The sequence below is a fragment of the Pseudomonas sp. Hz4 genome (genome assembly GCF_054898165.1).
Genome location: NZ_CM142719.1, coordinates 848,825 through 873,828, shown reverse-complemented (window position 1 = coordinate 873,828; position 25,004 = coordinate 848,825). Strand labels below are relative to the sequence as shown.

General features: G+C 59.5%; 23 protein-coding genes. 14 read left to right on the top strand and 9 right to left on the bottom strand.

Annotated elements, in window-relative coordinates; all coding sequences use genetic code 11:
• Positions 1 to 35 precede the first annotated feature (35 nt).
• The 11 genes from urtA (at position 36) to ureC (ending at position 10,180) form a co-directional block, all read left to right on the top strand.
• A complete protein-coding gene (gene urtA, locus ACYZTR_RS03915; RefSeq protein ID WP_461976603.1) occupies positions 36 to 1,301 on the top strand; it encodes an urea ABC transporter substrate-binding protein in 1,266 nt (421 codons plus the stop codon).
• Positions 1,302 to 1,447: 146 nt separating this feature from the next.
• The gene (gene urtB / locus ACYZTR_RS03910) at positions 1,448 to 2,950 is read left to right on the top strand and encodes an urea ABC transporter permease subunit UrtB (protein ID WP_461976601.1); all 1,503 of its coding nucleotides are present in this window, start codon (positions 1,448 to 1,450) and stop codon (positions 2,948 to 2,950) included.
• The gene (gene urtC / locus ACYZTR_RS03905; RefSeq protein ID WP_461976599.1) at positions 2,950 to 4,029 is read left to right on the top strand and encodes an urea ABC transporter permease subunit UrtC; all 1,080 of its coding nucleotides are present in this window, start codon (positions 2,950 to 2,952) and stop codon (positions 4,027 to 4,029) included. Before urtB ends, urtC begins: the two co-directional genes overlap by 1 nt.
• Positions 4,026 to 4,895, top strand: a complete 870-nt coding sequence (gene urtD / locus ACYZTR_RS03900; RefSeq protein WP_461976597.1) for an urea ABC transporter ATP-binding protein UrtD — start codon at positions 4,026 to 4,028, stop codon at positions 4,893 to 4,895. The genes urtC and urtD overlap by 4 nt, the downstream gene beginning before the upstream one ends.
• 19 nt (positions 4,896 to 4,914) lie before the next feature.
• Positions 4,915 to 5,613: an urea ABC transporter ATP-binding subunit UrtE gene (urtE, locus tag ACYZTR_RS03895; protein WP_461976595.1), complete on the top strand. Its 699-nt coding sequence runs from the start codon at positions 4,915 to 4,917 to the stop codon at positions 5,611 to 5,613.
• Positions 5,614 to 5,656: 43 nt separating this feature from the next.
• Positions 5,657 to 6,496: an urease accessory protein UreD gene (locus ACYZTR_RS03890; RefSeq protein WP_461976593.1), complete on the top strand. Its 840-nt coding sequence runs from the start codon at positions 5,657 to 5,659 to the stop codon at positions 6,494 to 6,496.
• Positions 6,497 to 6,652: 156 nt separating this feature from the next.
• Entirely contained in the window at positions 6,653 to 6,955 is a 303-nt protein-coding gene (ureA, locus tag ACYZTR_RS03885) for an urease subunit gamma (RefSeq protein WP_461976591.1), read from the top strand.
• A 9-nt stretch (positions 6,956 to 6,964) separates the two neighbouring features.
• Positions 6,965 to 7,498, top strand: coding sequence for a GNAT family N-acetyltransferase (locus tag ACYZTR_RS03880; protein WP_461976589.1), 534 nt, complete (start codon positions 6,965 to 6,967; stop codon positions 7,496 to 7,498).
• Positions 7,499 to 7,504: 6 nt separating this feature from the next.
• The gene (locus ACYZTR_RS03875; protein ID WP_461976587.1) at positions 7,505 to 8,038 is read left to right on the top strand and encodes a GNAT family N-acetyltransferase; all 534 of its coding nucleotides are present in this window, start codon (positions 7,505 to 7,507) and stop codon (positions 8,036 to 8,038) included.
• Positions 8,038 to 8,346: an urease subunit beta gene (locus ACYZTR_RS03870; RefSeq protein WP_282376746.1), complete on the top strand. Its 309-nt coding sequence runs from the start codon at positions 8,038 to 8,040 to the stop codon at positions 8,344 to 8,346. The genes ACYZTR_RS03875 and ACYZTR_RS03870 overlap by 1 nt, the downstream gene beginning before the upstream one ends.
• Positions 8,347 to 8,479: 133 nt before the next feature.
• Positions 8,480 to 10,180, top strand: a complete 1,701-nt coding sequence (gene ureC, locus ACYZTR_RS03865) for an urease subunit alpha (RefSeq protein WP_461976585.1) — start codon at positions 8,480 to 8,482, stop codon at positions 10,178 to 10,180.
• Positions 10,181 to 10,242: 62 nt separating this feature from the next.
• Here the strand turns inward: ureC and ACYZTR_RS03860 are convergent, their stop codons facing one another.
• Positions 10,243 to 15,345, bottom strand: a complete 5,103-nt coding sequence (locus ACYZTR_RS03860; protein ID WP_461976583.1) for an NEL-type E3 ubiquitin ligase domain-containing protein — start codon at positions 15,343 to 15,345, stop codon at positions 10,243 to 10,245.
• Positions 15,346 to 15,592: 247 nt separating this feature from the next.
• Here ACYZTR_RS03860 and ACYZTR_RS03855 point away from each other — a divergent pair, with 247 nt between their 5' ends.
• The gene (locus tag ACYZTR_RS03855) at positions 15,593 to 16,720 is read left to right on the top strand and encodes a sensor histidine kinase (protein WP_461976581.1); all 1,128 of its coding nucleotides are present in this window, start codon (positions 15,593 to 15,595) and stop codon (positions 16,718 to 16,720) included.
• A 62-nt stretch (positions 16,721 to 16,782) separates the two neighbouring features.
• On the opposite strand, the gene ACYZTR_RS03850 is transcribed toward ACYZTR_RS03855, so the two are convergent.
• Complete coding sequence (locus ACYZTR_RS03850) at positions 16,783 to 17,088, bottom strand: chaperone modulator CbpM (protein ID WP_461976579.1); 306 nt, start codon at positions 17,086 to 17,088, stop codon at positions 16,783 to 16,785.
• 23 nt (positions 17,089 to 17,111) lie between these two features.
• Positions 17,112 to 18,059 (bottom strand): DnaJ C-terminal domain-containing protein, encoded by a 948-nt coding sequence (locus ACYZTR_RS03845; RefSeq protein WP_461976577.1) that lies wholly within the window; start codon positions 18,057 to 18,059, stop codon positions 17,112 to 17,114.
• A 296-nt stretch (positions 18,060 to 18,355) separates the two neighbouring features.
• Between ACYZTR_RS03845 and ACYZTR_RS03840 the strand changes: the two genes are divergently transcribed.
• Positions 18,356 to 19,630, top strand: a complete 1,275-nt coding sequence (locus ACYZTR_RS03840; protein ID WP_461976575.1) for an Hsp70 family protein — start codon at positions 18,356 to 18,358, stop codon at positions 19,628 to 19,630.
• 44 nt (positions 19,631 to 19,674) lie between these two features.
• On the opposite strand, the gene ACYZTR_RS03835 is transcribed toward ACYZTR_RS03840, so the two are convergent.
• From ACYZTR_RS03835 to ACYZTR_RS03825, 3 genes are all read right to left on the bottom strand, one after another.
• Positions 19,675 to 20,688 carry an AI-2E family transporter gene (locus tag ACYZTR_RS03835; RefSeq protein WP_461976573.1) on the bottom strand — a complete coding sequence of 338 codons (1,014 nt, stop codon included), beginning with the start codon at positions 20,686 to 20,688 and terminating at the stop codon, positions 19,675 to 19,677.
• 92 nt (positions 20,689 to 20,780) lie between these two features.
• The gene (locus ACYZTR_RS03830; RefSeq protein WP_461976571.1) at positions 20,781 to 21,086 is read right to left on the bottom strand and encodes a PsiF family protein; all 306 of its coding nucleotides are present in this window, start codon (positions 21,084 to 21,086) and stop codon (positions 20,781 to 20,783) included.
• Positions 21,087 to 21,149: 63 nt separating this feature from the next.
• On the bottom strand, positions 21,150 to 21,944 hold the full coding sequence (locus tag ACYZTR_RS03825) for a helix-turn-helix domain-containing protein (protein ID WP_461976569.1): 795 nt from the start codon (positions 21,942 to 21,944) through the stop codon (positions 21,150 to 21,152).
• Positions 21,945 to 22,040: 96 nt separating this feature from the next.
• Between ACYZTR_RS03825 and ACYZTR_RS03820 the strand changes: the two genes are divergently transcribed.
• Positions 22,041 to 22,928, top strand: coding sequence for a DMT family transporter (locus tag ACYZTR_RS03820; RefSeq protein WP_461976567.1), 888 nt, complete (start codon positions 22,041 to 22,043; stop codon positions 22,926 to 22,928).
• 89 nt (positions 22,929 to 23,017) lie between these two features.
• Here ACYZTR_RS03820 and ACYZTR_RS03815 read toward each other — a convergent pair whose 3' ends face one another.
• The 3 genes from ACYZTR_RS03815 to ACYZTR_RS03805 form a co-directional block, all read right to left on the bottom strand.
• Entirely contained in the window at positions 23,018 to 23,908 is an 891-nt protein-coding gene (locus ACYZTR_RS03815) for an esterase/lipase family protein (protein WP_461976565.1), read from the bottom strand.
• Positions 23,909 to 24,017: 109 nt separating this feature from the next.
• Entirely contained in the window at positions 24,018 to 24,323 is a 306-nt protein-coding gene (locus tag ACYZTR_RS03810) for a DMT family transporter (protein WP_008157366.1), read from the bottom strand.
• On the bottom strand, positions 24,302 to 24,961 hold the full coding sequence (locus ACYZTR_RS03805; RefSeq protein WP_461976563.1) for an FMN-dependent NADH-azoreductase: 660 nt from the start codon (positions 24,959 to 24,961) through the stop codon (positions 24,302 to 24,304). Before ACYZTR_RS03805 ends, ACYZTR_RS03810 begins: the two co-directional genes overlap by 22 nt.
• Positions 24,962 to 25,004: the final 43 nt, after the last annotated feature.

Here is a 25,004-nt window from a genome sequence, read left to right as displayed (position 1 = left end):
ACCCATAAAATTCACAAGTTCATGGAGATCGCACAATGAAGCGTCGCAGCTTGATCAAGGCTTTCACACTATCGGCATCCATTGCCGCGATGGGCATGACCTGGACCATCCAGGCCGCCGAGACCATCAAGGTCGGTATTCTGCATTCGTTGTCCGGCACCATGGCGATCTCCGAAACGTCGCTCAAAGACATGGCGTTGATGACCATCGACGAGATCAACGCCAAGGGTGGCGTGAACGGCAAAATGCTCGAACCCGTGGTCGTGGACCCCGCGTCGAACTGGCCGCTGTTTGCCGAAAAGGGTCGCCAGTTGCTGACCCAGGACAAGGTCGCGGTGGTGTTCGGTTGCTGGACGTCGGTGTCGCGCAAGTCGGTATTGCCGGTGTTCGAGGAACTCAACGGCCTGCTGTTCTACCCGGTGCAATACGAAGGTGAAGAGATGTCGCCGAACGTGTTCTACACCGGCGCCGCGCCGAACCAGCAGGCGATCCCAGCGGTGGAATACCTGATGAGCGAAGAAGGCGGCAGCGCCAAGCGCTACTTCCTGTTGGGCACCGACTACGTCTACCCGCGCACCACCAACAAGATCCTGCGCTCGTTCCTGCACGCCAAAGGGGTGGCGGACAAGGACATCGAAGAGGTCTACACCCCATTCGGCCACAGCGACTATCAAACCATCGTGGCCAACATCAAAAAATTCTCGGCCGGTGGCAAGACCGCTGTCATCTCCACCGTCAACGGCGACTCCAACGTGCCGTTCTATAAAGAACTGGCCAACCAGGGCCTGAAAGCCACCGACGTTCCGGTCGTGGCGTTCTCCGTGGGGGAAGAAGAACTGCGCGGCATCGACACCAAACCGTTGGTGGGCAACCTGGCAGCGTGGAATTACTTTGAGTCGGTCGAGAACCCGGCGAACAAGAAGTTCGTGGCTGACTGGAAAGCCTACGCCAAGAAACACAACCTGCCGGGCGCCGATAAAGCGGTGACCAACGACCCGATGGAAGCCACCTACGTGGGCATTCACATGTGGGCGCAAGCGGCTGAGAAAGCCAAATCCACCGACGTCGACAAAGTCCGCGAGGCCCTCGCCGGCCAGACCTTTGCCGCGCCGTCCGGCTACACCCTGACCATGGACAAGACCAACCACCACCTGCACAAACCGGTGATGATCGGCGAGATTCAGGCGGACGGTCAGTTCAACGTGGTGTGGCAGACCGAAGGGCCGATCCGTGCAGAGCCTTGGAGCCCGTTTATCTCGGGTAACGACAAGAAGCCGGATTATGCGGTGAAGAGCAACTGATTCACCCCGCCCAGCCTGATCGTTCCCACGCTCTGCGTGGGAATGCATCCCGTGACGCTCTGCGTCACTTCCAAAGCGGACGCGGAGCGTCCGTGGCGGCATTCCCACGCGGAGCGTGGGAACGATCAATATGTAAGGCCAATGACATGCTCACTGCCATTTACCGCATCTTCCTCGCCCTCGCGCTCTTACTGCCGATGGCCACTCACGCCGGCGACGCCGAAGACTTCGTCGCGGCCAATCCCGTGCAGCAAGCCAAGCTTCTCGAATCCTGGGCCGCGCAACCCGATCCGGCTCGCATCGAACTGATCAACGCCCTGCAACAAGGCGCGCTGACCGTCGAAGGCCAACCGAAGACCCTGCGCCTGAACAACCGCCTGCGCGGTCTGATCGACACCGCGCTGGCCAGCCACCAATTGCTCGCCACCGACGCTAACCTCCGTCTGGCCGCCGCGCAGCAATTGCAGAAAAGCGCTAAACCTGCGCAGCTTGCATTCCTCGACCAGCAACTGGCTGGCGAAAAAGACCACAGTGTCCACGCGGCGTTGAGCCTGGCGCTGGCCAATCTGCAACTGGTGGACACCCACCCGGCCGTGCGCCTTGCCGCTGTGCGCCTGCTCGGTGAAACCGGGGATCCACTGGCCCGCACTCGCCTCGAAAGCCTGCTGCAACCCAGTGTCGAAGCCGACGCTCATGTGCGTACCGCTGCCGAAACCAGCCTCGCTCAAGTCAAACGCAAACTGCTGATTGGCGAGGTCCTCGGTCAGGCCTTCAGCGGCATGTCCCTGGGGTCGATCCTGCTGCTTGCCGCACTCGGTCTGGCGATCACCTTCGGTCTGCTCGGCGTGATCAACATGGCCCACGGCGAGATGCTGATGCTCGGCGCGTACTCGACGTATGTGGTGCAGTTGATGTTCCAGCGCTTCGCCCCGCAAGCCATCGAGTTCTATCCGCTGATCGCCTTGCCGGTGGCGTTTTTCGTGACCGCCGCTATCGGCATGGCGCTGGAACGCACGGTGATTCGCCACCTCTACGGCCGTCCGCTGGAAACCCTGCTCGCCACGTGGGGCATCAGCCTCATGCTGATTCAGCTGGTCCGATTGATGTTCGGCGCGCAGAACGTTGAAGTGGCCAACCCGACGTGGCTGTCGGGCGGAATTCAAGTGCTGCCCAACCTGGTGCTGCCATACAACCGCATTGTGATCATCGCCTTCGCCTTGTTTGTGGTGGTGCTGACCTGGTTGCTGCTGAACAAGACTCGCCTCGGTTTGAACGTTCGCGCCGTTACCCAAAACCGCAACATGGCCGCCTGCTGCGGCGTGCCGACCGGTCGCGTGGACATGCTCGCCTTCGGCCTCGGCTCGGGCATTGCCGGGCTTGGTGGCGTAGCCCTCAGTCAGATCGGCAATGTCGGCCCGGACCTTGGCCAGAGCTACATCATCGACTCGTTCCTGGTGGTGGTGCTCGGCGGTGTCGGGCAGTTGGCCGGTAGCGTGCTGGCGGCCTTCGGCCTGGGCATCGCCAACAAGATTCTCGAACCGCAGATCGGCGCGGTGCTGGGCAAGATCCTGATCCTCGCGCTGATCATTCTGTTCATTCAGAAACGTCCGCAAGGCCTCTTCGCACTGAAAGGACGGGTGATCGACTGATGAACCAGCCCCTTATGCTCACGGCTACACAAAAGGCCGGCCCCAAAGTCACGATCGCCGTCGGCGCGGTGATCCTCGTTCTGTTGCTGGCGTTGCCGCTGCTGTCGTTGTTGTCGCCGGACAGCGCGTTTCATGTCTCGGCGTACACGCTGACGCTGGTGGGCAAGATTCTTTGCTACGCGATTGTCGCGCTGGCCCTCGATCTGGTCTGGGGTTACGCCGGTCTGCTGTCCCTTGGTCACGGTTTGTTCTTCGCCCTCGGCGGCTATGCGATGGGCATGTACCTGATGCGCCAGGCCTCGGGCGATGGCTTGCCGGCGTTCATGACCTTCCTGTCGTGGACTGAATTGCCGTGGTACTGGACCGGCACCAGCAGCTTCCTCTGGTCGATGTGTCTGGTGGTGTTGGCGCCGGGGTTGCTGGCGCTGGTGTTCGGCTTCTTCGCTTTCCGCTCGCGGATCAAGGGCGTGTATTTCTCGATCATGACCCAGGCCCTGACCTTCGCCGGGATGCTGCTGTTTTTCCGCAACGAAACAGGGTTTGGCGGCAACAACGGCTTCACCAACTTTCGCACCATTCTCGGGTTCGGCATCACCGAACCGGGCACTCGCGCGGTGCTGTTTTTCGCCACCGTGGTGTTGCTGGTAGCGAGCCTGTTCATCGGTTGGCGCCTGGCGCAGAGCAAGTTCGGTCGAGTGTTGACCGCGCTGCGGGACGCGGAAAACCGCTTGATGTTTTGCGGCTACGATCCGCGTGGTTTCAAGCTGTTTGTCTGGGTGTTGAGCGCAGTGCTCTGCGGCCTGGCAGGCGCGCTGTACGTGCCGCAAGTCGGGATCATCAACCCCAGTGAAATGTCGCCGACCAACTCCATTGAAGCCGCGGTCTGGGTGGCGCTGGGCGGTCGCGGCACGCTGATCGGCCCGCTGCTCGGCGCCGGCGTGGTCAACGGCATGAAGAGCTGGTTCACCGTGGCGTTCCCGGAGTACTGGCTGTTCTTCCTCGGCGCGCTGTTCATCGTCGTGACCTTGTACCTGCCCAAAGGTGTAATCGGTTTGCTGAAAAAAAGGGGTGAGCAATGAGAGTGACTGCGACGGCTGAATTCATGCTCGAACCGGCGTTTTTTCCAGTGGAGCCCAACAAGGACGCCGGCAGCAGCCGCGACGCCATCGGCCTCGGTCAGCGCGTCGGTCCGGGTCTGAACACCCGCCACGGCACCCTCCTGACGCTTGAAGACATCAGCGTCAGCTTCGATGGTTTCAAGGCGCTGAACGACTTGAACCTGTACATCGGCGTCGGCGAATTACGTTGCATCATCGGCCCCAACGGCGCGGGCAAGACCACGCTGATGGACGTGATCACCGGCAAGACTCGCCCCAGTCACGGCAAAGCCTGGTTCGGCGAAACCCTCGACCTGACGCAGATGAGCGAAGTGCAGATCGCCCAGGCCGGCATCGGTCGCAAGTTCCAGAAGCCGACGGTGTTCGAAGCCTTGAGCGTTTTTGAAAACCTGGAGCTGGCGCAAAAAACCGACAAGTCGGTGTGGGCCAGCCTGCGGGCTCGATTGAGTGGCGAACAGAAAGACCGCATCAGCGAGGTGCTGGACACCATTCGCCTGACCCGCTCGGTCAATCGCCCGGCGGGCTTGTTGTCCCACGGTCAGAAGCAGTTTCTGGAGATCGGCATGTTGCTGATGCAGGACCCGCAACTGTTGCTGCTCGACGAGCCGGTAGCGGGCATGACCGACGCCGAAACCGAATTCACCGCCGAATTGTTCAAGCGCCTGGCGGGCCAGCATTCACTGATGGTGGTGGAGCACGACATGGGCTTCGTCGGTTCCATCGCAGACCACGTCACCGTGCTGCACCAAGGCAGCGTGCTGGCGGAAGGGTCGCTGGAACAGGTGCAGGATAACGAGCGCGTGATTGAGGTGTACCTCGGTCGCTAGCTTTCAGGGGAATTTGAACATGCTGCAAGTTGAGAAGCTTCACCAGTATTACGGCGGTAGCCACATCCTGCGGGGCCTGACATTTGAGGTGAAGGTCGGTGAAGTCACCTGCCTGCTCGGGCGCAACGGGGTGGGCAAGACCACCCTGCTCAAGTGCCTGATGGGCCTGTTGCCGGCCAAAGAAGGCGCGGTGAACTGGGAAGGCAAACCAATCACCACGTTCAAGCCACACCAGCGGGTGCATGCCGGGATCGCTTATGTGCCTCAGGGTCGGGAAATTTTCGGCCGGCTGACCGTGGAAGAAAACCTGCTGATGGGCCTGTCGCGATTTCCCGGCTCTGAAGCCAGGGAAGTCCCGGCGTTCATCTACGAGCTGTTCCCGGTGCTGCTGCAAATGAAGCAACGGCGCGGGGGTGACTTGTCCGGTGGCCAACAGCAGCAATTGGCGATCGGCCGAGCGTTGGCCAGCCGTCCACGCCTGCTGATTCTCGACGAGCCCACCGAAGGCATCCAACCGTCGGTGATCAAGGAGATCGGCGCGGTGATCAAGAAGCTCGCGGCGCGCGGCGACATGGCGATTTTGCTGGTGGAGCAGTTCTACGATTTCGCCGCCGAACTGGCCGATCAGTACCTGGTAATGTCGCGGGGCGAGATCGTGCAACAGGGACGTGGAGAAAATATGGAAGCCGAGGGTGTACGCGGTTTGGTTACGATATAAGGCTACGATCTAATCTGTAGCGTCCTGACGATAATTAGAAACCATGAATTTACCTCTTCCCACTGTCCTGTTTACCCCCAGCTGGCACGCCGAGCTGGAACTCGGCTACGCCCGATTCGGCGACAGCACGCGACCGGTTCAGCGCCGCCACAAAGGCCCGCTGCGGGTGCAGAAACATCTGTATGCCGAAGGGCCGGAAGTTTGCCAGCACATCATCGTGCACCCGCCGGGCGGGATTGCCGGCGGTGATCGGCTGGACATCTCGGCCAGTGTCGGCACGGACGCCTGGGCGCAAATCACCAGCCCAGGCGCGGCCAAGTGGTATCGCGCTGCCGGCCCCGCCTATCAGCAGCTGGATTTGAAGGTGGCAAGCGGTGCGACACTGGAATGGTTGCCACAAGAGGCGATCATTTTCAGCGCCGCGCAGGCTGAACTCAGCACGTGCATCGACCTTGAAGGCGATGCCCGATTGTTCTACTGGGACGTGGTGGCGCTGGGGCGTCCGGCCAGCGGCGAGCGTTTCGACCTCGGACATTTTCAGGCGCAGCTGGACATCCGCCGCGACGGCCAGTTGCTCTGGCATGAACGCCAGCGCATTGTCGGGGGTGACGGATTGCTTGATTCGCCGATCGGGCTGGATGGGCAACCGGTGTTTGCGACGTTGTGGGTGACTGGGGAGGTTGATCGTGAATTGCTGGAGAAATGCCGTTCGTTGACCCATGACGTGCGCGGGGATTTGACGCAGTTGCCGGGGCTGTTGGTTGCTCGGTGTCTGGCGGGTGAAGCGTTGCTGGCCCGCGGCTGGCTGATCGATTTGTGGCGATTGCTCAGGCCTGCATTGCTCGGCCGGGAAGCCGTCCCACCGCGAATATGGAGCACCTGAATTGCTTTTCTGTGGGAGCGAGCTTGCTCGCGATAGCGGTGTATCAGGTAACTCGGATGTTGAATGTCCCGACGCCATCGCGAGCAAGCTCGCTCCCACAGGGATTGTATTCATAGATCCCAATACCTTTTTATCTGCCCAGATGGATTCCAAACGATGGACCTGACCCCACGCGAAAAAGACAAGCTGCTGATCTTCACCGCCGGCCTTGTGGCCGAGCGGCGTTTGGCTCGCGGCGTGAAACTCAACTACCCGGAAGCCATGGCCTACCTATCCGCAGCGCTGCTCGAAGGCGCCCGAGACGGCCGTACCGTGGCCGAGCTGATGCACTTGGGCACCACACTGCTCAGTCGCGAACAAGTGATGGAAGGCATCCCGGAAATGATTCCGGAGATCCAGGTCGAAGCGACCTTTCCCGACGGCACCAAACTGGTCACCGTCCACCAACCGATCGCCTGAGGCCGCGCCATGACGTATCACATTCGCGATGCAGCGCATGCCGACTTGCCGGCGATCCGCGACATCTACAACGACGCCGTGCTTAACACCACGGCCATCTGGAACGAACAGGCCGTAGACCTGGGTAACCGCCAGGCCTGGTTCAGCGCCCGGCAATCCCAGGGCTACCCGATTCTGGTGATCGTCGACAGCGACAACGCGGTCCTGGGCTACGCTTCATTTGGTGACTGGCGCCCGTTCGACGGGTTCCGCCACACCGTTGAGCACTCGGTTTACGTGCGCAGCGACCAGCGTGGCAACGGTCTTGGCCCGCAATTGATGACCGCGTTGATCGAGCGCGCCAAAGGTTGCGACAAGCACGTCATGGTCGCCGCCATCGAAAGTGGTAATGCCGCTTCTATTCGCCTGCATGAGCGAGCCGGTTTCGTGACGACCGGCCAGATGCCTCAGGTGGGCACCAAATTCGGTCGCTGGCTGGACCTGACCTTCATGCAACTGACACTCAATCCTGGCGCGGAACCGCCGACCGCCAACAAGGAGTAATTGCCCATGAACGCCGCCCAACTGCGCCGCGTCAATGTTGAAAGCTTTGCGCACTATCGTCAGGGTTTGATTGATCTGCTGCTCGACGCCGTCGGCTATGGCGCCAGCGTCGGGTTCATGGCCAATCTGGACGCCACCCAGGCCCAAGCCTATTTCGATGATGTCCAGGAGAACCTGAACAAGGGCAACGTGCTGCTGTGGGTGGTGGTCAAGGACGAGCAAGTGCAGGCCAGTGTGCAACTGACCCTGTGCCAGAAAGCCAATGGCCTGAACCGCGCCGAAGTGCAAAAACTGCTGGTGCGTGAACATGCGCGTCGCCGGGGTCTGGGCCAACAGTTGATGAGCGCGCTGGAAACGACCGCCCTCCAGCACAAGCGCGGCATGCTCTACCTCGACACCGAGGCCGGCTCCCCTGCCGAAGACTTCTACAAGGCTCTGGGTTACACCCGCGCGGGTGAAATTCCCGACTATGCCTGCGACCCGAGCGGCCTCTACAAACCGACCGCGCTCTACTACAAGATTCTCCAGGGAGCCCATTGATGATTCCCGGTGAATACCAGATCCAGCCCGGCGACATCGAACTCAACGTGGGCCGCCGCACCCTCAGCCTGAAGGTAGCCAACAGCGGCGACCGGCCAATCCAGGTCGGCTCGCATTACCACTTCTTCGAAACCAACGATGCGCTGACGTTCGACCGCACCGCCAGCCGCGGCATGCGCCTGAACATCCCCGCCGGCACCGCCGTGCGCTTCGAACCAGGGCAAAGCCGCGAAGTCGAGTTGGTCGACCTGGCAGGGCATCGCCGTGTGTTCGGGTTTGCCGGGCGGATCATGGGTGACCTGGACTAGCTGATCGTTCCCACGCTCTGCGTGGGAATTGCATCCCGTGACGCTCCGCGTCACATAACGGCGGACGCAGAGCGTCCATGGCGGCATTCCCACGCAGAGCGTGGGAACGATCATCAAATTCCAAGGCGAACGAATGAAGATTTCCCGTCAGGCCTACGCCGACATGTTCGGCCCCACCGTCGGTGACAAAGTCCGTCTGGCCGACACCGAACTGTGGATCGAAGTGGAAAAGGACTTCACCACCTACGGCGAAGAAGTGAAATTCGGCGGTGGCAAAGTCATCCGCGACGGCCAGGGCCAAAGCCAATTACTCGCCGCAGAGGTCGTCGACACCCTGATCACCAACGCACTGATCATCGATCACTGGGGCATCGTCAAGGCCGATGTCGGCCTCAAGGACGGGCGCATTGCCGCTATCGGCAAGGCCGGTAACCCGGACATCCAGCCGAACGTGACCATCGCGGTCGGTGCCAGCACCGAAGTCATCGCCGGTGAAGGCATGATCCTCACTGCGGGCGGCATCGACACGCACATCCACTTCATCTGCCCGCAGCAGATCGAAGAAGCGCTGATGAGCGGCGTGACCACCATGATCGGCGGCGGCACCGGCCCGGCCACCGGCACCAATGCCACCACCTGTACGTCCGGGCCGTGGCACCTGGCGCGCATGCTCCAGGCCGCCGATGCGTTCCCAATGAACATCGGCTTCACCGGCAAGGGCAACGCCAGCCTGCCGGAGCCGTTGATCGAGCAGGTCAAGGCCGGTGCCATCGGCCTCAAGTTGCACGAGGATTGGGGCACCACCCCGGCCAGCATCGATAACTGCCTGAACGTCGCCGACCAATACGACGTACAGGTGGCGATCCATACCGACACCCTCAACGAATCGGGCTTCGTCGAAACCACCCTCGCCGCCTTCAAGGGCCGCACCATCCACACCTATCACACCGAAGGCGCGGGCGGCGGGCATGCCCCGGACATCATCAAAGCCTGCGGCTTTGCCAACGTGCTGCCGAGCTCGACCAACCCGACCCGGCCGTTCACCCGCAACACCATCGACGAACACCTCGACATGCTGATGGTCTGCCACCACCTGGACCCGAGTATCGCCGAAGACGTGGCCTTCGCCGAAAGCCGCATCCGTCGTGAAACCATCGCCGCCGAAGACATCCTCCACGACCTCGGCGCGTTCTCGATGATCAGCTCCGACAGCCAGGCCATGGGCCGGGTTGGTGAAGTGATCACGCGCACCTGGCAGACCGCCGACAAGATGAAAAAGCAGCGCGGCCCGTTGCCCGGTGATGGCGAAGGCAACGACAACTTCCGCGCCAAACGCTACATCGCCAAGTACACGATCAATCCCGCAATCACCCACGGTATCAGCCATGAAGTAGGTTCGGTCGAGGTGGGCAAATGGGCGGATCTGGTGCTGTGGCGCCCGGCGTTCTTCGGGGTCAAACCGACGCTGATCCTCAAGGGCGGCGCCATCGCGGCCAGCCTGATGGGCGATGCCAACGCTTCGATCCCGACGCCGCAGCCGGTGCACTACCGTCCGATGTTCGCCAGTTACGGCGGTTCGTTGCACGCCACCAGCCTGACCTTTATCAGTCAGGCGGCGCAGGAGGCCGGGCTACCCGCAGCCTTGGGTCTGAAAAAGACCATCGCGGTGGTCAAAGGGTGTCGCGACGTGCAGAAAACCGACCTGATTCACAACGATTATCTGCCGAATATCGACGTCGACTCGCAGACCTATCAAGTGAAAGCCGACGGGGTGTTGTTATGGTGTGAGCCGGCCGAAACCTTGCCCATGGCGCAGCGTTATTTTCTGTTCTGACGGTCTTCTCAATAAAAAAACCCCGAATGCGGCAGCGCATTCGGGGCTCGTCAAAACATCAATCAGCGATCGGTCTGCACCGAGAACGGTAATTCCGTCCTTTGCAGCCTTGCACGCTCCACAGCCTGCTTCGTCAAGGTTTTTTCCAGCGCCTTGATCGCGTTGAAGTGGGCCATTTCATCTCCGTCCTGCCGCTCAAGCGCCAGACTGTCGAACTCCTGGCGATAGATGTTTTCGAGGTAAATCTTCCAGAAAGGCTGCTCAAGAATTCTCTCTATTAGCAGGTCTCCTTCCTCCAACGCCAGCACCCTCACACCAGCGCCTTCGATCATCTCTTGGGTAACCCCGGCCATGTTTCTGAAGAGCATGCCACGCGATTGCCAAGGCAGATCCAGACGCTCCGCCAGATCAGTCATGTAGGCCAGGTGAACCTCCACTTCATCGATCGTCCCGGTGACGCGGCCACTGGCATCGACACGCCTGAAGGTTTCTCCGTTCGCCAAGCGATCGGCCACACGGCTGCGCGCGATAGCGCCCAATTCATCCAGGCGAGACTTGCCTCGGGCCAGTTCCAGCAATTGGGCCTCGACCAGTGCCGGGTTCTGCAAAGCGTAAGCCTCATGAATCAAAACCCTGAGCCCTAGCGCGTTGAACAGCTGGGTACCGCCATCGGAACAGGCTGTCGTTGCCGAGGCTTCGGTGAAAATCTCTTCGCGCAGCGCCGTATTCTCGTTCATGGCCTCAAGCATTCGCCAGACCTTGGCCGTCAATTCGGTGCGGTAGGATGACTCCGCTGCGGTGAAGTCTGCCGACTGGGTCAGCTTTCCAATCTCGTTGAAAAACGGTACGGAACCGAACTCATCTTCAATCTCGTCCCATAAGATCAGCCTGCTTCTGAACGACGATTCAGGCATGCCATGCACCCAGTTGATGCTGTCCAGCAAGCCCAACGGCGGATAAGGGCGCTCCGGGTCCAGACCTACCGATTCCGTATAGCGTTTCAGCTGTTCCAAAACACTTGCCGGCATCCACTCAGCGTCGCGACTCACGAGGGGCCGTGCCAGTAACTCGGCACGGAACGAACCGGGGGCAACATCTGGAATGTCGATCAAACGGTTGAATTGAAGATTCAAGTAGAGGTGGCGCGGACGCGGCGTGGCGAACAGGCCGACGGGCCATCGGTCCAGGTCAGTTCGCTCAAGATTGAGTATTTCCAGATTGGGCATCTGGCTGATATCAGGCGCGAGCCTCAACGGATTTCCTTGTAACCACAGCGTCTTGAGTCGGGTCAATCCTCTCAAGTGAACCACTGCCTCCTGAGTCAGCACGATTTGATTGTTACCCAGCGACAGATCATCGAGGTAGCGCATGTCGCCTATGACCGGCGGCAAGCGGTTCAACAGGTTACCGCCCAAGTCCAGAAAGCGAAGCCCGCGCAAAGGCTCGAGAAACGGCTCCTGGCTGCTGAGCAAACCGGCGTCCCTCATGCTCAGTCTCGTAACGTGATCAAAATTGGCAGTCAGCCTGGGAAAACTCTCAAGGTACCGGCCCATCGGCAAACCCGTTAGATAAAGGTGCTGCGGTCGGACGATACCTGGGGCGTCGACACCCGATGGCCCGGTACGTTGCCAGCATTGCCTGATCACCTTGTAGAGTTTGTTGCGCAGATCCCACTCTGCAATCCCCGCAGGACTGAAGCGAAAAGAGGTCGTCAAAGCGTTCAGCCAGCGTCGCATCGTGGTGTTCAACTGGTCGAATTCGTCTTCCAGGGCACTGACACGCAAAGGGGCTGCGTCGGCGAACTCTCCGAGCAAGGAGGTGATTTGTTCGTCTGAAAATCCCGGATAGAGCGCTTGAACCCGTCGTTTCAACAAGGAATCGTTGGCGATCTGGCGATACCCTTGCATGCCGCCACGCAGCCGCATCGTTTCAGGGTCATAAAACGGTTTACGCACCGGGTACTCATTCAAGGCCGACTCGAATCGCTCGCGATCAAGCGGCGAACGCTGCAGGTCAAGCCTGAGCCGCTCACCCTCAAAAATGTCATACCCCAGCGCTTTACGCTCGGTGTCCGGCAACGCATGCAGCAGAGAAGCAAAAAAATCATCGATACCGTGCAAATGTTGACTCTTCTCATCGCGTGCCTGATAGCCGCCTTCATCCTCAAGAATCAACACCTTGCGAATGGGTGCATTCTCGGGACCGACACTGGCATTAAGCTTGCCGCTGAAGGAGAGCTCACGAATTTCGATGCGTACATCGTTGGACCAGCCCGGCAGGGTGGCCAACGACGCCAGTTGCAACCGTCGCGTGTCGTTGTTCTGCAGATCTTCCAGATACAGCCCCTCATAGGCGCGACTCACGCGCACACGTTGTCGAGCCTGGCGTGCCTGTTCGCGCAAGCGCAAGGGAAGAGCCTGCTTTTCTGACAGATGTTTCAGGTCGGCCGGGGTAGCCTCCAGCATCAGTTTTGCAGCGGCAGCGTTTGGCAGCTCTGGATAGGCGTCAGTCAACACATGCACCAGCGCCCCGTCGGCGACGTCGTGCTGCTTGTACAAGGACTCGAACAGCCGCTTGCGTTTTTTCGTAGCCTCGCTCGCCAGCCTTTCCTTCAATACCTGGACGCGCACCTCTTTAGAACTGGGTATTGATTGGCCAAGCAGATCATGGATTTCCTGTTCACCCAGGGTTTCGAGGGTGCGCTGGGGCAACTGACCGGAGCGGAACTCGGCACGGGTCAGCTTGATGCGGTCCGCGCTCGTTGGCTCGACAGTGCCAACGACGGTCGATGCTCCTTTCAACTCTGGGCCATCGAAGATCTCCACGGCCCTCTGCTCTGGCCAGCGAGGCAAATCGGTCATCAAGCTCGTGACTTCTCTCATCAACGCCTCGGGCACCTGATTGGCCAGTATTTGCTGACCCACCTCACCCGCTTCGGCATACAGCCTGTACCGTTTGAGCGTATCGGCCAGCATGACCGGCGGCGCGTCGAGCTCGGCAAGCAACCGTCGCAAGGCGTCCTCCGAAACGCCAGCCACGGTCAGGATTTGCTCCAGCGTCTCATCTGGCCAGTCTCGTGCTGAAGCGCCCAGTCGGCGCATCAAGCGTGTTTTGTCCCAGGCCAGCGGTTGGTCGAGTTCGGTTTTCCAGGCCCCCGCGCCATTCTGTTCAACTACTGGCTGATAAGCCCCGGGCCGGGTTGGATGTCGCAAGCGATATTGCCCGGTGTCAGCGTCTTGGGTCATTGCATAATTTTTGCCATCCAGCGGCAGCAAATCCTGACCTAGATGACGATAAATACCCGAATCGTTCGCCTGAGCTGTTTGCGGCAATATCGCGGGATGTTCGTAAGCCGTCAGGTCCGGATGCCAGAGCCGTTCCTTACCGTTGATTTGCACGGGCTTAAGCTGATCGACGAAAGACGATGTTTTGACCGGTATGACTTTCGCCGGTAATACATGCCCAGTACCCATCAACGCCAGCTGGGCGAAGTTGATCAATACGCCGTTGATGTAGGCCGATGCTTGCTCCTTGTCGCCATTGCTCCAGTCCTCGATGCCCTCGGTCAGCTCCACAAGCATTTGCCCGATCATGATGCCCAGCATCGCTTCGCCGAAACCGGGCACCAGCATCGCGGCAAAGTTGAAGATGTTCCAACCGATATCCAGAACGCTGGTCAAGCGCTTCCACCGCGCTGCTGCGTCTTCGTCGCCGGTCGGCACTGCAATCAGCCGGGCGTCGGCTATTGCCTTGTCCCGCCGCTGCCGGAACAACGTGCCCCATAGATCGTTGGCAATGAGGTTGGTGACAGGCTCTGCGTTGGGGTTTTCAATCGCGGTTTCCCGCCACCATGGACCCATGTCCAAGGGTTCACGTTGCTGCCAGGTGAAGGTCTTGAGACGCTCGTTGACCCGAGCGAAAAATCGCCCCTTGTCCTTCTGATCCACGAACCGGCTAAAAAAGGCCTGGTAGTCCGATGTGCGCAGTTGGCTGATCAGCATCGTCATGAAGTCCGCCAACGAAGCGTACTCTTTCAGCGGATGGTTGGGATCGTCGGGTAGGTAGGCAATCAACGGACCGCTCAAACGGCTCTGTTGATAAATATCTTCCTTACGCAAAGTTTCATCAATGACGCCTTGAGGTCCGTTGGCAAAAAAGTTCTGAAGTAATGTGTATTGCTCATATACGTGTCCCGGCAAAACAGGCAGTCGACGAGACCAGTCAGTCCAGAACTTCAAACTTTGCGGCGTCAGCGCCTCTATCGCTTTCTTTATTTCAGAGGGTTCACTTACGGCACTGAACAGTACAATCCCCGTCAACTTGAAACCCATCAGGGACACACGATGATTCAGCAGGGGACGACCGTACAATTTGACAGTTCGGTCACCCTCCACAACGTTGCGTAGGCAATCATAGGCGCTAGCATTTAGATCACCTTTTAAATGGGAAACGAGGGCCGATAACTTGAACGCCGCTTTTTCGCTGGCGATCGAGCGCTCCTGAAGTACGCGCCTGGCGTTGGGGTCCTGCGGCCGCAGTCGCGCTTTAATATGGGTTTGATAGTGCGCGCCGATGTCCAGGGTGCGACACAGCGAAGCGAACTTTTGCGGCGTCATGGCGTTGTCCTGTACAAGGACGCCGCGCGAATCTTCGCGGTAAACACCCGAATCGCTTCGAAAAGCCCCTTCCTTGGTCTCTGCCTCCTCGAAATTGTGCAGCGCTGCCGCAAGCAACGACGAACGCCTGATAACACTGGCACCGGTATCGATATCAAAAATAATTTTGCTCGGTACGTTCAGATGCAGCGAAAGGGTATTCGGGTCTTCGTCAATGTCGACGTTTGCTTTCAATGCGGACCTGAGCAGCGGTTGGGCGAAGGCATTGATATCATGCTGTAGATCATCCAGAACCTGATCCAGCTCACCCTGCAATCGCCAACGGTCTTTTAGCAGTTCCTTTAGATAGTCACGGTCAATATCCCGCGCACTCATGTACCACTCGGGTATATCTGCCTTGAGAGTCATGAGTGACGTGAGTCGTATCGGCGATGCGTTACGTATTGCCTGAGGAATGACCTGCATCACTCGATGATAATGAACACCTTTATCCTCCGCACTTGAAACAGGTGGAGACTCAGGCCTCTGGCGTCCTTGCAAATCAGACATGGTTCAACAAACCTTACAATGAATTGAGAACCCCTAGACTATGCACACGTTCAAAAAACAAAAGACCAAATAACGGTTGGTTAACCATCTGAACAGGCGCCATTCATTCGAAAATCAAAGTACTAAAAATAGATATATACAGCCCCTGAAAATCTTGGGTATGCCGCTGCGTCAGCGGTAGTTTTTTTCCGCCCCAAAGACGCTACTATGCGACATTCCAGCCTCCAAAATGCCCAGGAACCCGGTCATGCGCCTACCCGAATTCATCCGGCAACATGTAGACCGTATCGTCGATGAATGGGAGCAGTTCGCCAGAACGATCACCCCGGCGGCCGAGAATATGGATCAAGCCGCCTTGCGCGATCATGCCAAGGTGATTCTGCTGGCCGCCGCGCGGGACATGAGCACCGCGCAAACCGCCAGCGAACAACTCGCCAAGGCGAAGGGTGAAGGCCCGGTAAAAACCCCGAGTCTGGATGAGGCTGGCGCCAGCCATGGCGAGCTGCGGCATACCGTGGGCTTCGACCTGGTGCAGATGACCAGCGAATTCCGCCACCTGCGCGCATGTGTAATTCGTCTGTGGGTCAACAGCCTGGACTCCCCGGACCTGGCGTACTTCCAGGACATGATCCGTTTCAACGAAGCGATCGACGAAGCCCTCGCCGAATCGACGGAGGCCTATGCCGAGCAGGTCAATCGCTCACGGGATATCTTCCTGGCAATCCTCGGCCACGATCTGCGCGCGCCGCTGCAAGCGATCAGCATGTCCACAGAGTTTCTGCTGCGCAAAGCGCCGCTCGAAGGCGATGCGCTGACCTGCGCGATCAATATCAAGCGCGGCGCGCGGAACATGGCGGTGATGGTCAGCGATTTGCTGGAGTTTGTGCGCAGTCGCCTGGGCAAGAGCCTGCCAATCGAACCGGCGCCCATGGACCTGGCCGATGCGACGCATGCCGCGATAGCTGAAGCCTGCGCGGGCAACCCCGAGTGCGATCCGACAGTGAACGTGCTGGGTGATACCCGAGGCGTCTGGGATGCTGGACGGCTTGATCAACTGTTGCAGAATCTGATCGGCAATGCGTTACAGCATGGTTTGGACAAGCGCGATGTGACGGTCACCCTCAGCGGCGAACCCGACACGGTTCGTCTGACGGTGCATAACTACGGAACGCCAATTTCCGAGGACGCTATCGGTACGATCTTCGATCCACTGGTGCGTAGCGCCGACGAAGAACTCGGCCAGCCATCCACCAGCCTCGGTTTGGGTCTGTTTATCGTCAAGGAAGTGGTCAATGCCCATTCCGGGACGATCGAGGTCAGTTCCAGTGAGGCGGATGGCACGCTGTTTACCGTGGTGTTGCCCAGGAAGGTCTGACGGCGGGAGACCGCGTCATCGTTCATCGCGAGCAGGCAGGCGCCACAAAAACATCAGAAAGATTACTCCACCACCAACCGCCCCAGCCGTTGCTTGAGCATGCGGTTCTCGGCCCGCAGTTGCTGGACTTCCTCAAGCAGGTCCAGCGCCAGGGCGACGCCTTCCCACTCCAGCTCCAGTTCGCGACGCAGCTTGGCGGCGCGCTTGGCCAGTGCCAGCTCATAATCGTTGAAACGCCAATCCTTGGGCTGGTCGCCCTGAGGTTCGAGGATGCCGTGTTCGACGATTTCGATCACGTAGACGTCCGACAGGTCGGTCGCCTCACAGAATTCTGCCAGGTCCAGTTGAACGATCAGGGGGTTGCTCATGATGGGCTACTCCGTCTCTGGGATCAGAAGTGTTCTCTCGGGTTGAAAGCCGCTTTTTGGGCCAGCTCCTGCCACAACGCCTTGACCTCGTCGTCCGAGGCTTTAGGCATGACGGCCTTGAGTTGTACAAACAAATAACCGCGATGACCGGCCTTGTTCAGCAATCCATGGCCCTTGGCCCGCATGCGCTGGCCGTTCTGACTGCCGGCCGGAACCTTGAGGTTGATCTTGCCCGTCAGGGTCGGCACCGCAACTTCGGCGCCCAACGCCAATTCCCACGGAGCCATCGGCAAGGTAATGATCAGGTTTTCGCCTTCGACGTCGAACTTGGGGTGCGGCGCAAAGCGAATGATCAGGAACAAGTCGCCATTGGCCCCGCCACCAACGCCCGGTGCACCCTGGCCCTTGAGGCGGATACGCTCGCCGTCGGACACGCCGGCCGGGATCTTCACATTCAGGCTTTTGCTGGTGTTGCTCACATGCTGGCCGGCAGCGTTGTACTGCGGCACCTGGAAGGTGACCTTCTTCGATTCGTTCGAGAGGGTTTCTTCCAGAAATATCCCAAGTTCCATTTCCACGTCTTGCCCTCGACGCCCGGCGCTACGGCCCGACTGTCCACCACCAAAGCCAGGGCCACGGTTGCCAAAGATCGAACTGAAGAAGTCCGAAAAATCGCCCGTGTCCTGACCACCACCGAAACCGCCTGCACCACGCCCCTGCCAACCGGGCGGGCCCTGGAACGGTTGGCCGTGCTGGCCGTATTTGCGCAAGTCGTCGTATTCGGCGCGCTTGTCGGCGTTTTTCAATGCTTCATAGGCTTCAGAGGCATCCTTGAACTTGGCCTCGGCGTCCTTTTCCTTGCTGACGTCGGGGTGGTATTTGCGCGCCAGCTTACGATAGGCGGCCTTGATCGCCTTATCGTCCGCGGTCGGCTCCACACCGAGAATCTTGTAATAATCTTTGAAGTCCATCTAAGGATCACCATCCGTTATCAAAATCGCGCCGCTAACGCCAGCATGCACGTGTTACCCGCCGCTGGCTTGACCGATCTCAAGGTTGTGACCGGGCAGCGCATAAGAAGTTTATCGGCAGCGGTGGGCGGTTCTTGCGACCGTCCTGTGGCTGCCAGGCCCACTGCAGACAAGTTTGGGGCGAAGGATAGTCTTTCAAGGCGCTAATAGCTGAGATTTAGCGGATAGTCGGCCTTCGAATCTGCGCCGTGCTGACATACACTGCGCGGCCGTTTTTTAACCGGAACTCGAAAGACATGAAAAACGCATCTCCAGCCCGTGCCTGTGGTATCGACTTCGGCACGTCCAACTCCACCGTCGGCTGGCTGCGCCCCGGCATGGAAACGCTGATCGCGCTGGAGGACGACAAGATCACCCTGCCTTCGGTGGTCTTCTTCAATATGGAAGAACGCCGCCCGGTGTACGGCCGCCTGGCGCTGCACGAGTACCTGGAAGGCTATGAAGGCCGGTTGATGCGATCGCTCAAGAGCCTGCTGGGCTCCAAGCTGATCAAGCACGACACCAGCGTCCTCGGCACCGCGATGCCGTTCAAGGATTTGCTCGGGCTGTTTATCGGCCAGCTTAAGGAACGCGCCGAGACCGCCGCCGGTCGGGAGTTCGAGGAAGTGGTGCTGGGTCGTCCGGTGTTCTTCGTCGATGACGATGAAATGGCTGACCAGGAAGCCGAAAACACCCTGGTGGACGTGGCCCGTGCCATCGGTTTCAAGGACGTTTCGTTCCAGTACGAACCGATTGCGGCGGCATTCGACTATGAGTCGACCATCGAAAAAGAAGAGCTGGTACTGATCGTCGACATCGGCGGTGGTACGTCCGACTTCTCGCTGGTGCGCCTGTCCCCTGAACGCCGTACCCTCGACAACCGCCACGACGACATCCTCGCCACCGGCGGCGTGCACATCGGCGGGACTGACTTTGACAAACAGCTGAGCCTGCAAGGCCTGATGCCGCTGTTCGGCTACGGCAGCCGGATGAAGAGCGGCGCTTACATGCCGACCAGCCACCACATGAACCTGGCGACCTGGCACACCATCAACTCGGTGTACTCGCAAAAGTCGACCCTGTCGCTGGGCAGCATGCGCTACGACATCGAAGACACCGGCGGCATCGATCGCCTGTTCAAACTGATCGACCAGCGCGCCGGCCACTGGCTGGCCATGGAAGTGGAAGAAACCAAGATCCAGCTCACCCACGCCGACAGCCGCCATGTGCCGCTGGACCGCATCGAACCGGGTTTGAGCGTGGAGTTGAGCCGGGCACTGTTCGAATCGGCCATCGACAACCTGCTGGAGCGCGTACGCAACAGCGTCACGCGAATGCTGAACGACGCGAACGTACGCGTTGATCAGGTGGACACGGTGTTCTTCACCGGTGGTTCGAGCGCAATTCCGGCACTGCGCAACAGCGTCTCGGCGATGTTGCCGAATGCGCGGCATGTGGAAGGCAACATCTTCGGCAGTATCGGTAGTGGGTTGGCGATCGAGGCGATGAAGCGTTACGGCACGATGGATTGATAAACATCGTTCCCACGCTCTGCGTGGGAATGATCGGGTGGTGGTTAAACCATCCCCACCTGCTTCAACTCACTCTTCAGATACGCGTAATAAATCGGCCCTGCGACCACCCCCGGCAGGCCGAACGCGGCCTCGAACACCAGCATTGCCAGCAGCAACTCCCACGACTTGGCACTGATCTGCCCGCCGACGATGCGCGCGTTGAGGAAGTATTCAAGCTTGTGGATAACAATCAGATAACCCAGCGCCGCCACGGCGACCCAGATCGACAGCGACAGACCGACGATGGTGATCAGGGTGTTCGATATCAGGTTGCCGATCACCGGCAGCAGGCCGAGCAGGAAGGTCAGTACGATCAGGGTTTTGGTCAGCGGCAGCTTGATCCCGAACATCGGCAGGACCACCGCCAGGAAAATCCCGGTGAAGAAGGTGTTGAGCAGGGAAATCTTGATCTGCGCAAACACGATGTTGCGAAACGCCTGGACCAGCAGGTGCAAACGGTCGAACAGCGCGGCGGCCAATGGCTTGCGCTTGGTCACGTCCGGCACGCGCTGCAAGGCAATGATCGCCCCCAGCACCATGCCGATCAGCAGCGTCACAAACATGTGCGCCGCGTCCTTGCCCACCAGTTGCAAGTCGCTGAGGTGCTTGCTCATCCACTCGCCAATCGCCACGCGGAACTCGGCGGCACTGGCCGGCAGATAGACGTCGATGAACGGCGGCAATTGCCCGCGCGCACGGTCGACCACAACCATGAATTTGTCGAGAGAAGCGCCGGGGTTTTCCGCTTCGTGCAGCAGAAAGCTGATGGCGCCGGCAAAGATCAGCGTCAACACACTGACCACTAACGTCCCCAATAACGCCACCGCCAGCCAGCGCGCCCGCCGACCTTCGATCAGCCGCTGCAATTGCGGGGTGAGCATGTTGACCAGTTCGAACACCAACAGCCCGGCCAGCAGACTGGGCAGCAATCGCAGCGGGATCACCAGCAGCAAACCACCAAAGATGATGACCCAACTGATTAGCAGCAAGACTTGGCGTTGAGAAAACGTTGGCATACAGCCTCAAAACGAACGGCGTAAAAGGATTGGCAGTCTGCCAGCGTTCCGACGGCGAAGCGAGCAGATGCCTTCGCCCCACAGACGCTTGATTATTTTTTCTTCAGGCAGTCGCTCATGAAGGTTTTGCGCGCGTCGCCTTTGAGGGCTTGAGTGGCGGCATCGGCGTTACAGGTTTTCATCTTTTCTTGCTGAGGGGTCATGGGTTTTGCAGCCTCTGCGGCCGGCGCCGCTTTCAGGCACGTGCTCATGAAGGCTCTACGTTCATCGCCCTTGAGGATTTTTGCGGTGGCGTCGGCATTGCACGTGGTCATCTTGTTCTGTTGAGCAGTGGCGGCAAAGCCTTGGGCGCAGAGCAGCAAACCCATCATCAACAAAGGGACACGCAACATCTTCATGGAGTTTTCTCCTAGTTGCCGCACCGAGGAGCACGGCTCGCTCTGGAGTGTAGACAACGCCTGTTACACCTTCCTGCTCTCAAGGTGGCTGCGTCGATACTGTTCCGGCGTGCACCCTGCCTGGCGTTGAAACATCGCGATAAACGCTGAACCGGTGCTGTAACCCATGTCGAAAGCGATTTCCTGAATGCTGCGGTGGCTGTCCAGTGATTCGATGGCTGCCAGATACCGCAACCGCTGTCGCCACTCGCCAAAACTCATGCCCAGTTCATGCACGAACCGCCGCGCCAGCGTGCGTTCGCTGACATGGACCTGCGCGGCCCACTCCGCCAAGGGCCGGTTATCACCGGGCTCGGCCTGCAAGGCTTCCAGTATTGCGAGCAAGCCGGGGCTGCTGGCGTAGGGCAAATAACACGCTTGCACCGGCGCCTGTTGCAGTTGATCCACCAGCACCTGGGCCAGACGTTTGTCCGCTTCGTGCGCGGGAATCTTCACGTCGCGGGCGGCAAAGTCTTTGAGAATGGCTTTGAGGATGTCGCTGATCGCCAGGGTGCAGGCCTGTTGAGGCAGATCGTGGCACATCAGCGGCGCCAGACAGACCGCACGATAGTTGATCGGCTGATGGCTGTAGAAACTGTGCTCGGTCTGCGGCGGTACCCACACCGCGTAGTGCGGCGGTGACATGAAGCGGCTGCCGCCGATTTCCATGTGCAAGACGCCGTGGGCCGAATACTCCAGCGTGCCCCATGGATGACGGTGCGCCGAGGCATAACGATGAGCATCAAAGTCGGCATAGCGGAAGTACACCGGGGCAGGCAGTTCGCTGAAATCCAACAGGTCGATGTGTTTACTGTTCATGGCTGTCCGTCATCAGGGGCAGGTTGTCTGGATCGAAGTATAGGCTTGCATCCAGACAGGCGATAATCACCCCTCATTAGCGCTCTGGTTTTTCCCATGCAATACACTTATCCCCTGCTGGCCATTTTCATCTGGGCCGGCAACACGGTGGTCACCAAAATGTCAGCCGGGGCGATCTTCCCCGCCGAGATCGGTTTCTACCGCTGGCTACTGGCCGGATTGCTGTTCACGCCGTTCATGCTCAAACCGGTCATCGCCCATTGGCCGGCGATCCGCCCGAACCTGGGCAAGATTTTCATCCTTGGCGTGCTCGGCATGGCGGTTTATCAAAGCCTGGCGTATTTCGCCGCGACCCTGACCTCGGCCACCAACATGGGGATCATTTTGTCGCTGATGCCGTTGATGTCACTGACCATGGCCATTATCAGCCTCGGCCAGCGCCTGACCGCCGGCGCACTGGCCGGTGCAGTGCTGTCGTTCGCGGGGGTTTTGGTGGTCGTGTCGTCCGGCAGCCTCGGCGCGCTGCTCGAGCACGGGGTAAACCTGGGTGACGCCATGATGTTGATCGCCACCTTGGCTTACGCGATCTACAGCACGCTGCTGAAAAAATGGCAGCTGCGGTTACCGCCGCTGGTGTTGCTGTATTTGCAGGTAGGGGTAGCGGTGGTGGTGCTGTTTCCGCTATTCCTCGCTTCACCGAAGATCGGCCCGACGCTGCAGAACATTCCGCTGGTGCTTTACGCCTGCCTGCTGGCCTCGATGATTGCACCATTGGCGTGGATGCAGGCCGTGATCCGCCTGGGGCCGAGCCGGACCACGTTGTTTTTCAATCTGCTGCCGTTGATTACCGCGCTGATTGCGGCGGTGGTGCTGCATGAGCAGTTGGCGATGTATCACTTGGTGGGTGGGATGTTGACGTTGGGTGGGGTGATTCTTTCCGAGCGCTGGACCACCGTGCTCGGTCGTAAGGTTAGTGTTGCCTGAGACGACGCCTTCGCGGGCAAGCCCGCTCCTACAAGGGATCGATGTCAATTTGTAGGAGCGAGGCTGCCCGCGATGAACGATAACGCGGTCTAAACCCCGGCCGCTTTCAGCCGCGCCGCATGCTCGACAAACAACCGAACCGGCTCCGCGCCCTTCCCCACCAAACCCAGTGACTGATTGACGATATCGAAGTGATCCATCGGATACTCATCACCAATCACCGTCCCCAGATGCGAGCTGTAACGCCCGACCATCCCGTCGCAATGCCCGACTTCTCTAACGAAGGTCCTGGCAAACAACCGGCAACTGCGATTAGTCCCATCGAACAGGTTACGCCCCCGATCGGTTTTCCCCGGCTGCAAGGTCCCGGACCAGGAGTAATACCGCACCCCGTTGACCTCTTCCGGCCCATGCCCGCCCCAGGTGTCAGGCAAGCCCTGTGGATAATGCTGGTTGAACAGCGCCACGCCTTCAGTCGTCAGTGAATGATGGGAGGCATGGATATCCACCGGCAATTTCGGCCCGCGGTAACCGGTCTCCAGCAGGCTCATCAGCGCACCGACCCAGCGCAACAAAACGCTCAGCAGCCGCCCCTTGGCGCTATCTCCCGGATAGTGCTTGTGCAGGTAATCCGCCAGCTCCGAACCGTGATTGGGCCCCGCCACCGAGGTGACTGAGGCCACCCGATCCGGGCGTTTGGCGGCGGCGTAACGGGCGGTGAGCGAGCCCTGGCTATGGCCGATCAGGTTGACCTTCTCGGCCCCGGTTTCGCGCAGAATCTCCTCGATCCGCGCCAGCAACTGCTCGCCACGGACCTCGTTTGAATTGAGCGGCGAGATTTGCACTGCAATCACTGTCGCCCCACCGCGGCGCAGCGCCGAAATGATCCCGTACCAGTATGGATAGAGCAGCAGACGGATAAACCCGAGCATTCCCGGGACCAGCACCAACGGGTAACGCGTGGCGGAACCTTGCGACATGGGCGAACTTCCTTGTGATCGGTGAGGTGACGCAAGGCTGAATGCAAGACATCAGCCAAGCATAGGAATCGAAGATGACAACTCGACGACCAGTCTATGACATCCCGCCCTACTTAAGCCCCACCACCCCCGCCACGATCAACCCGACCGACACCAACTTGACTGCCGTCAGGCTTTCGCCAAGCAGCGCAAACCCGAGAAACACCGTGCCCAGTGAGCCGATGGCGGTCCAGATCGGGTAAGCGATGCTCACCGGCAACTCGCGCATGGCCAGGGTCAGAAAGTAAATCCCGCCCACCGCGGCTACCACGGTGATCATCGACGGCCAGAGCCGGGTGAAGCCTTCGGCGTACTTCATGCCCATGGCAAAGGTGACTTCGAAGCCGGCGGCGATCAGCAAAAACAACCAGGCCATCTAGGCTCCCTGGCCAGCGCCCGCAAACGCTGCTCGGCCTCCGCGGCGGAGATCAGGAAGGTGCGCTCCTCGGATTCTTCGCCTTCGGCGGCCACGACCGTGATGTCGGTGATGCCGATGAACCCCAGCGCCGTTCGCAACAATGGATCGGCATGGTTCATCGCCTCCAGCTCTCCACCGGGCCCGAAACCGAACCCGCCGCGACTGGTGACGATCAACGCCTTTTTGCCCTGCACCAACGGCTCGTATTGGGCCACGCCGTTGTCCAGCGTGTGATTGAAGGTCAGCCCCAACCGCACAATCTGATCGATCCAGGCTTTGAGGCCGCTGGGCACGCTGAAGTTGTGCATGGGCGTTGAGATCACCAATAAATCGTGACCGAGTAACTCGCCCACCAGTTCATCGCTGAACGCCAGGTCGGCCTGCATCGACAGCGGCCGCGCATCGGGCTCGGGGTAAAACGCGGCAGCCACAAAAGCCTCGTTGACCGGCGGAATCAACGCCCTACCGACTTCGCGACGGGTCAGGTGCGACTGAGGATTGGCCGCCTGCCAGGCTGAAAGAAATACCTCGGCCAAGCGCCGGGAGTGAGAGCGGTCGCCCCGGGGGCTCGCATGTATGGCAAGAATTTTACTCATCTGAATCTCCTGAAGGATTAAACTCAAACTGCTTGTGGCTTGC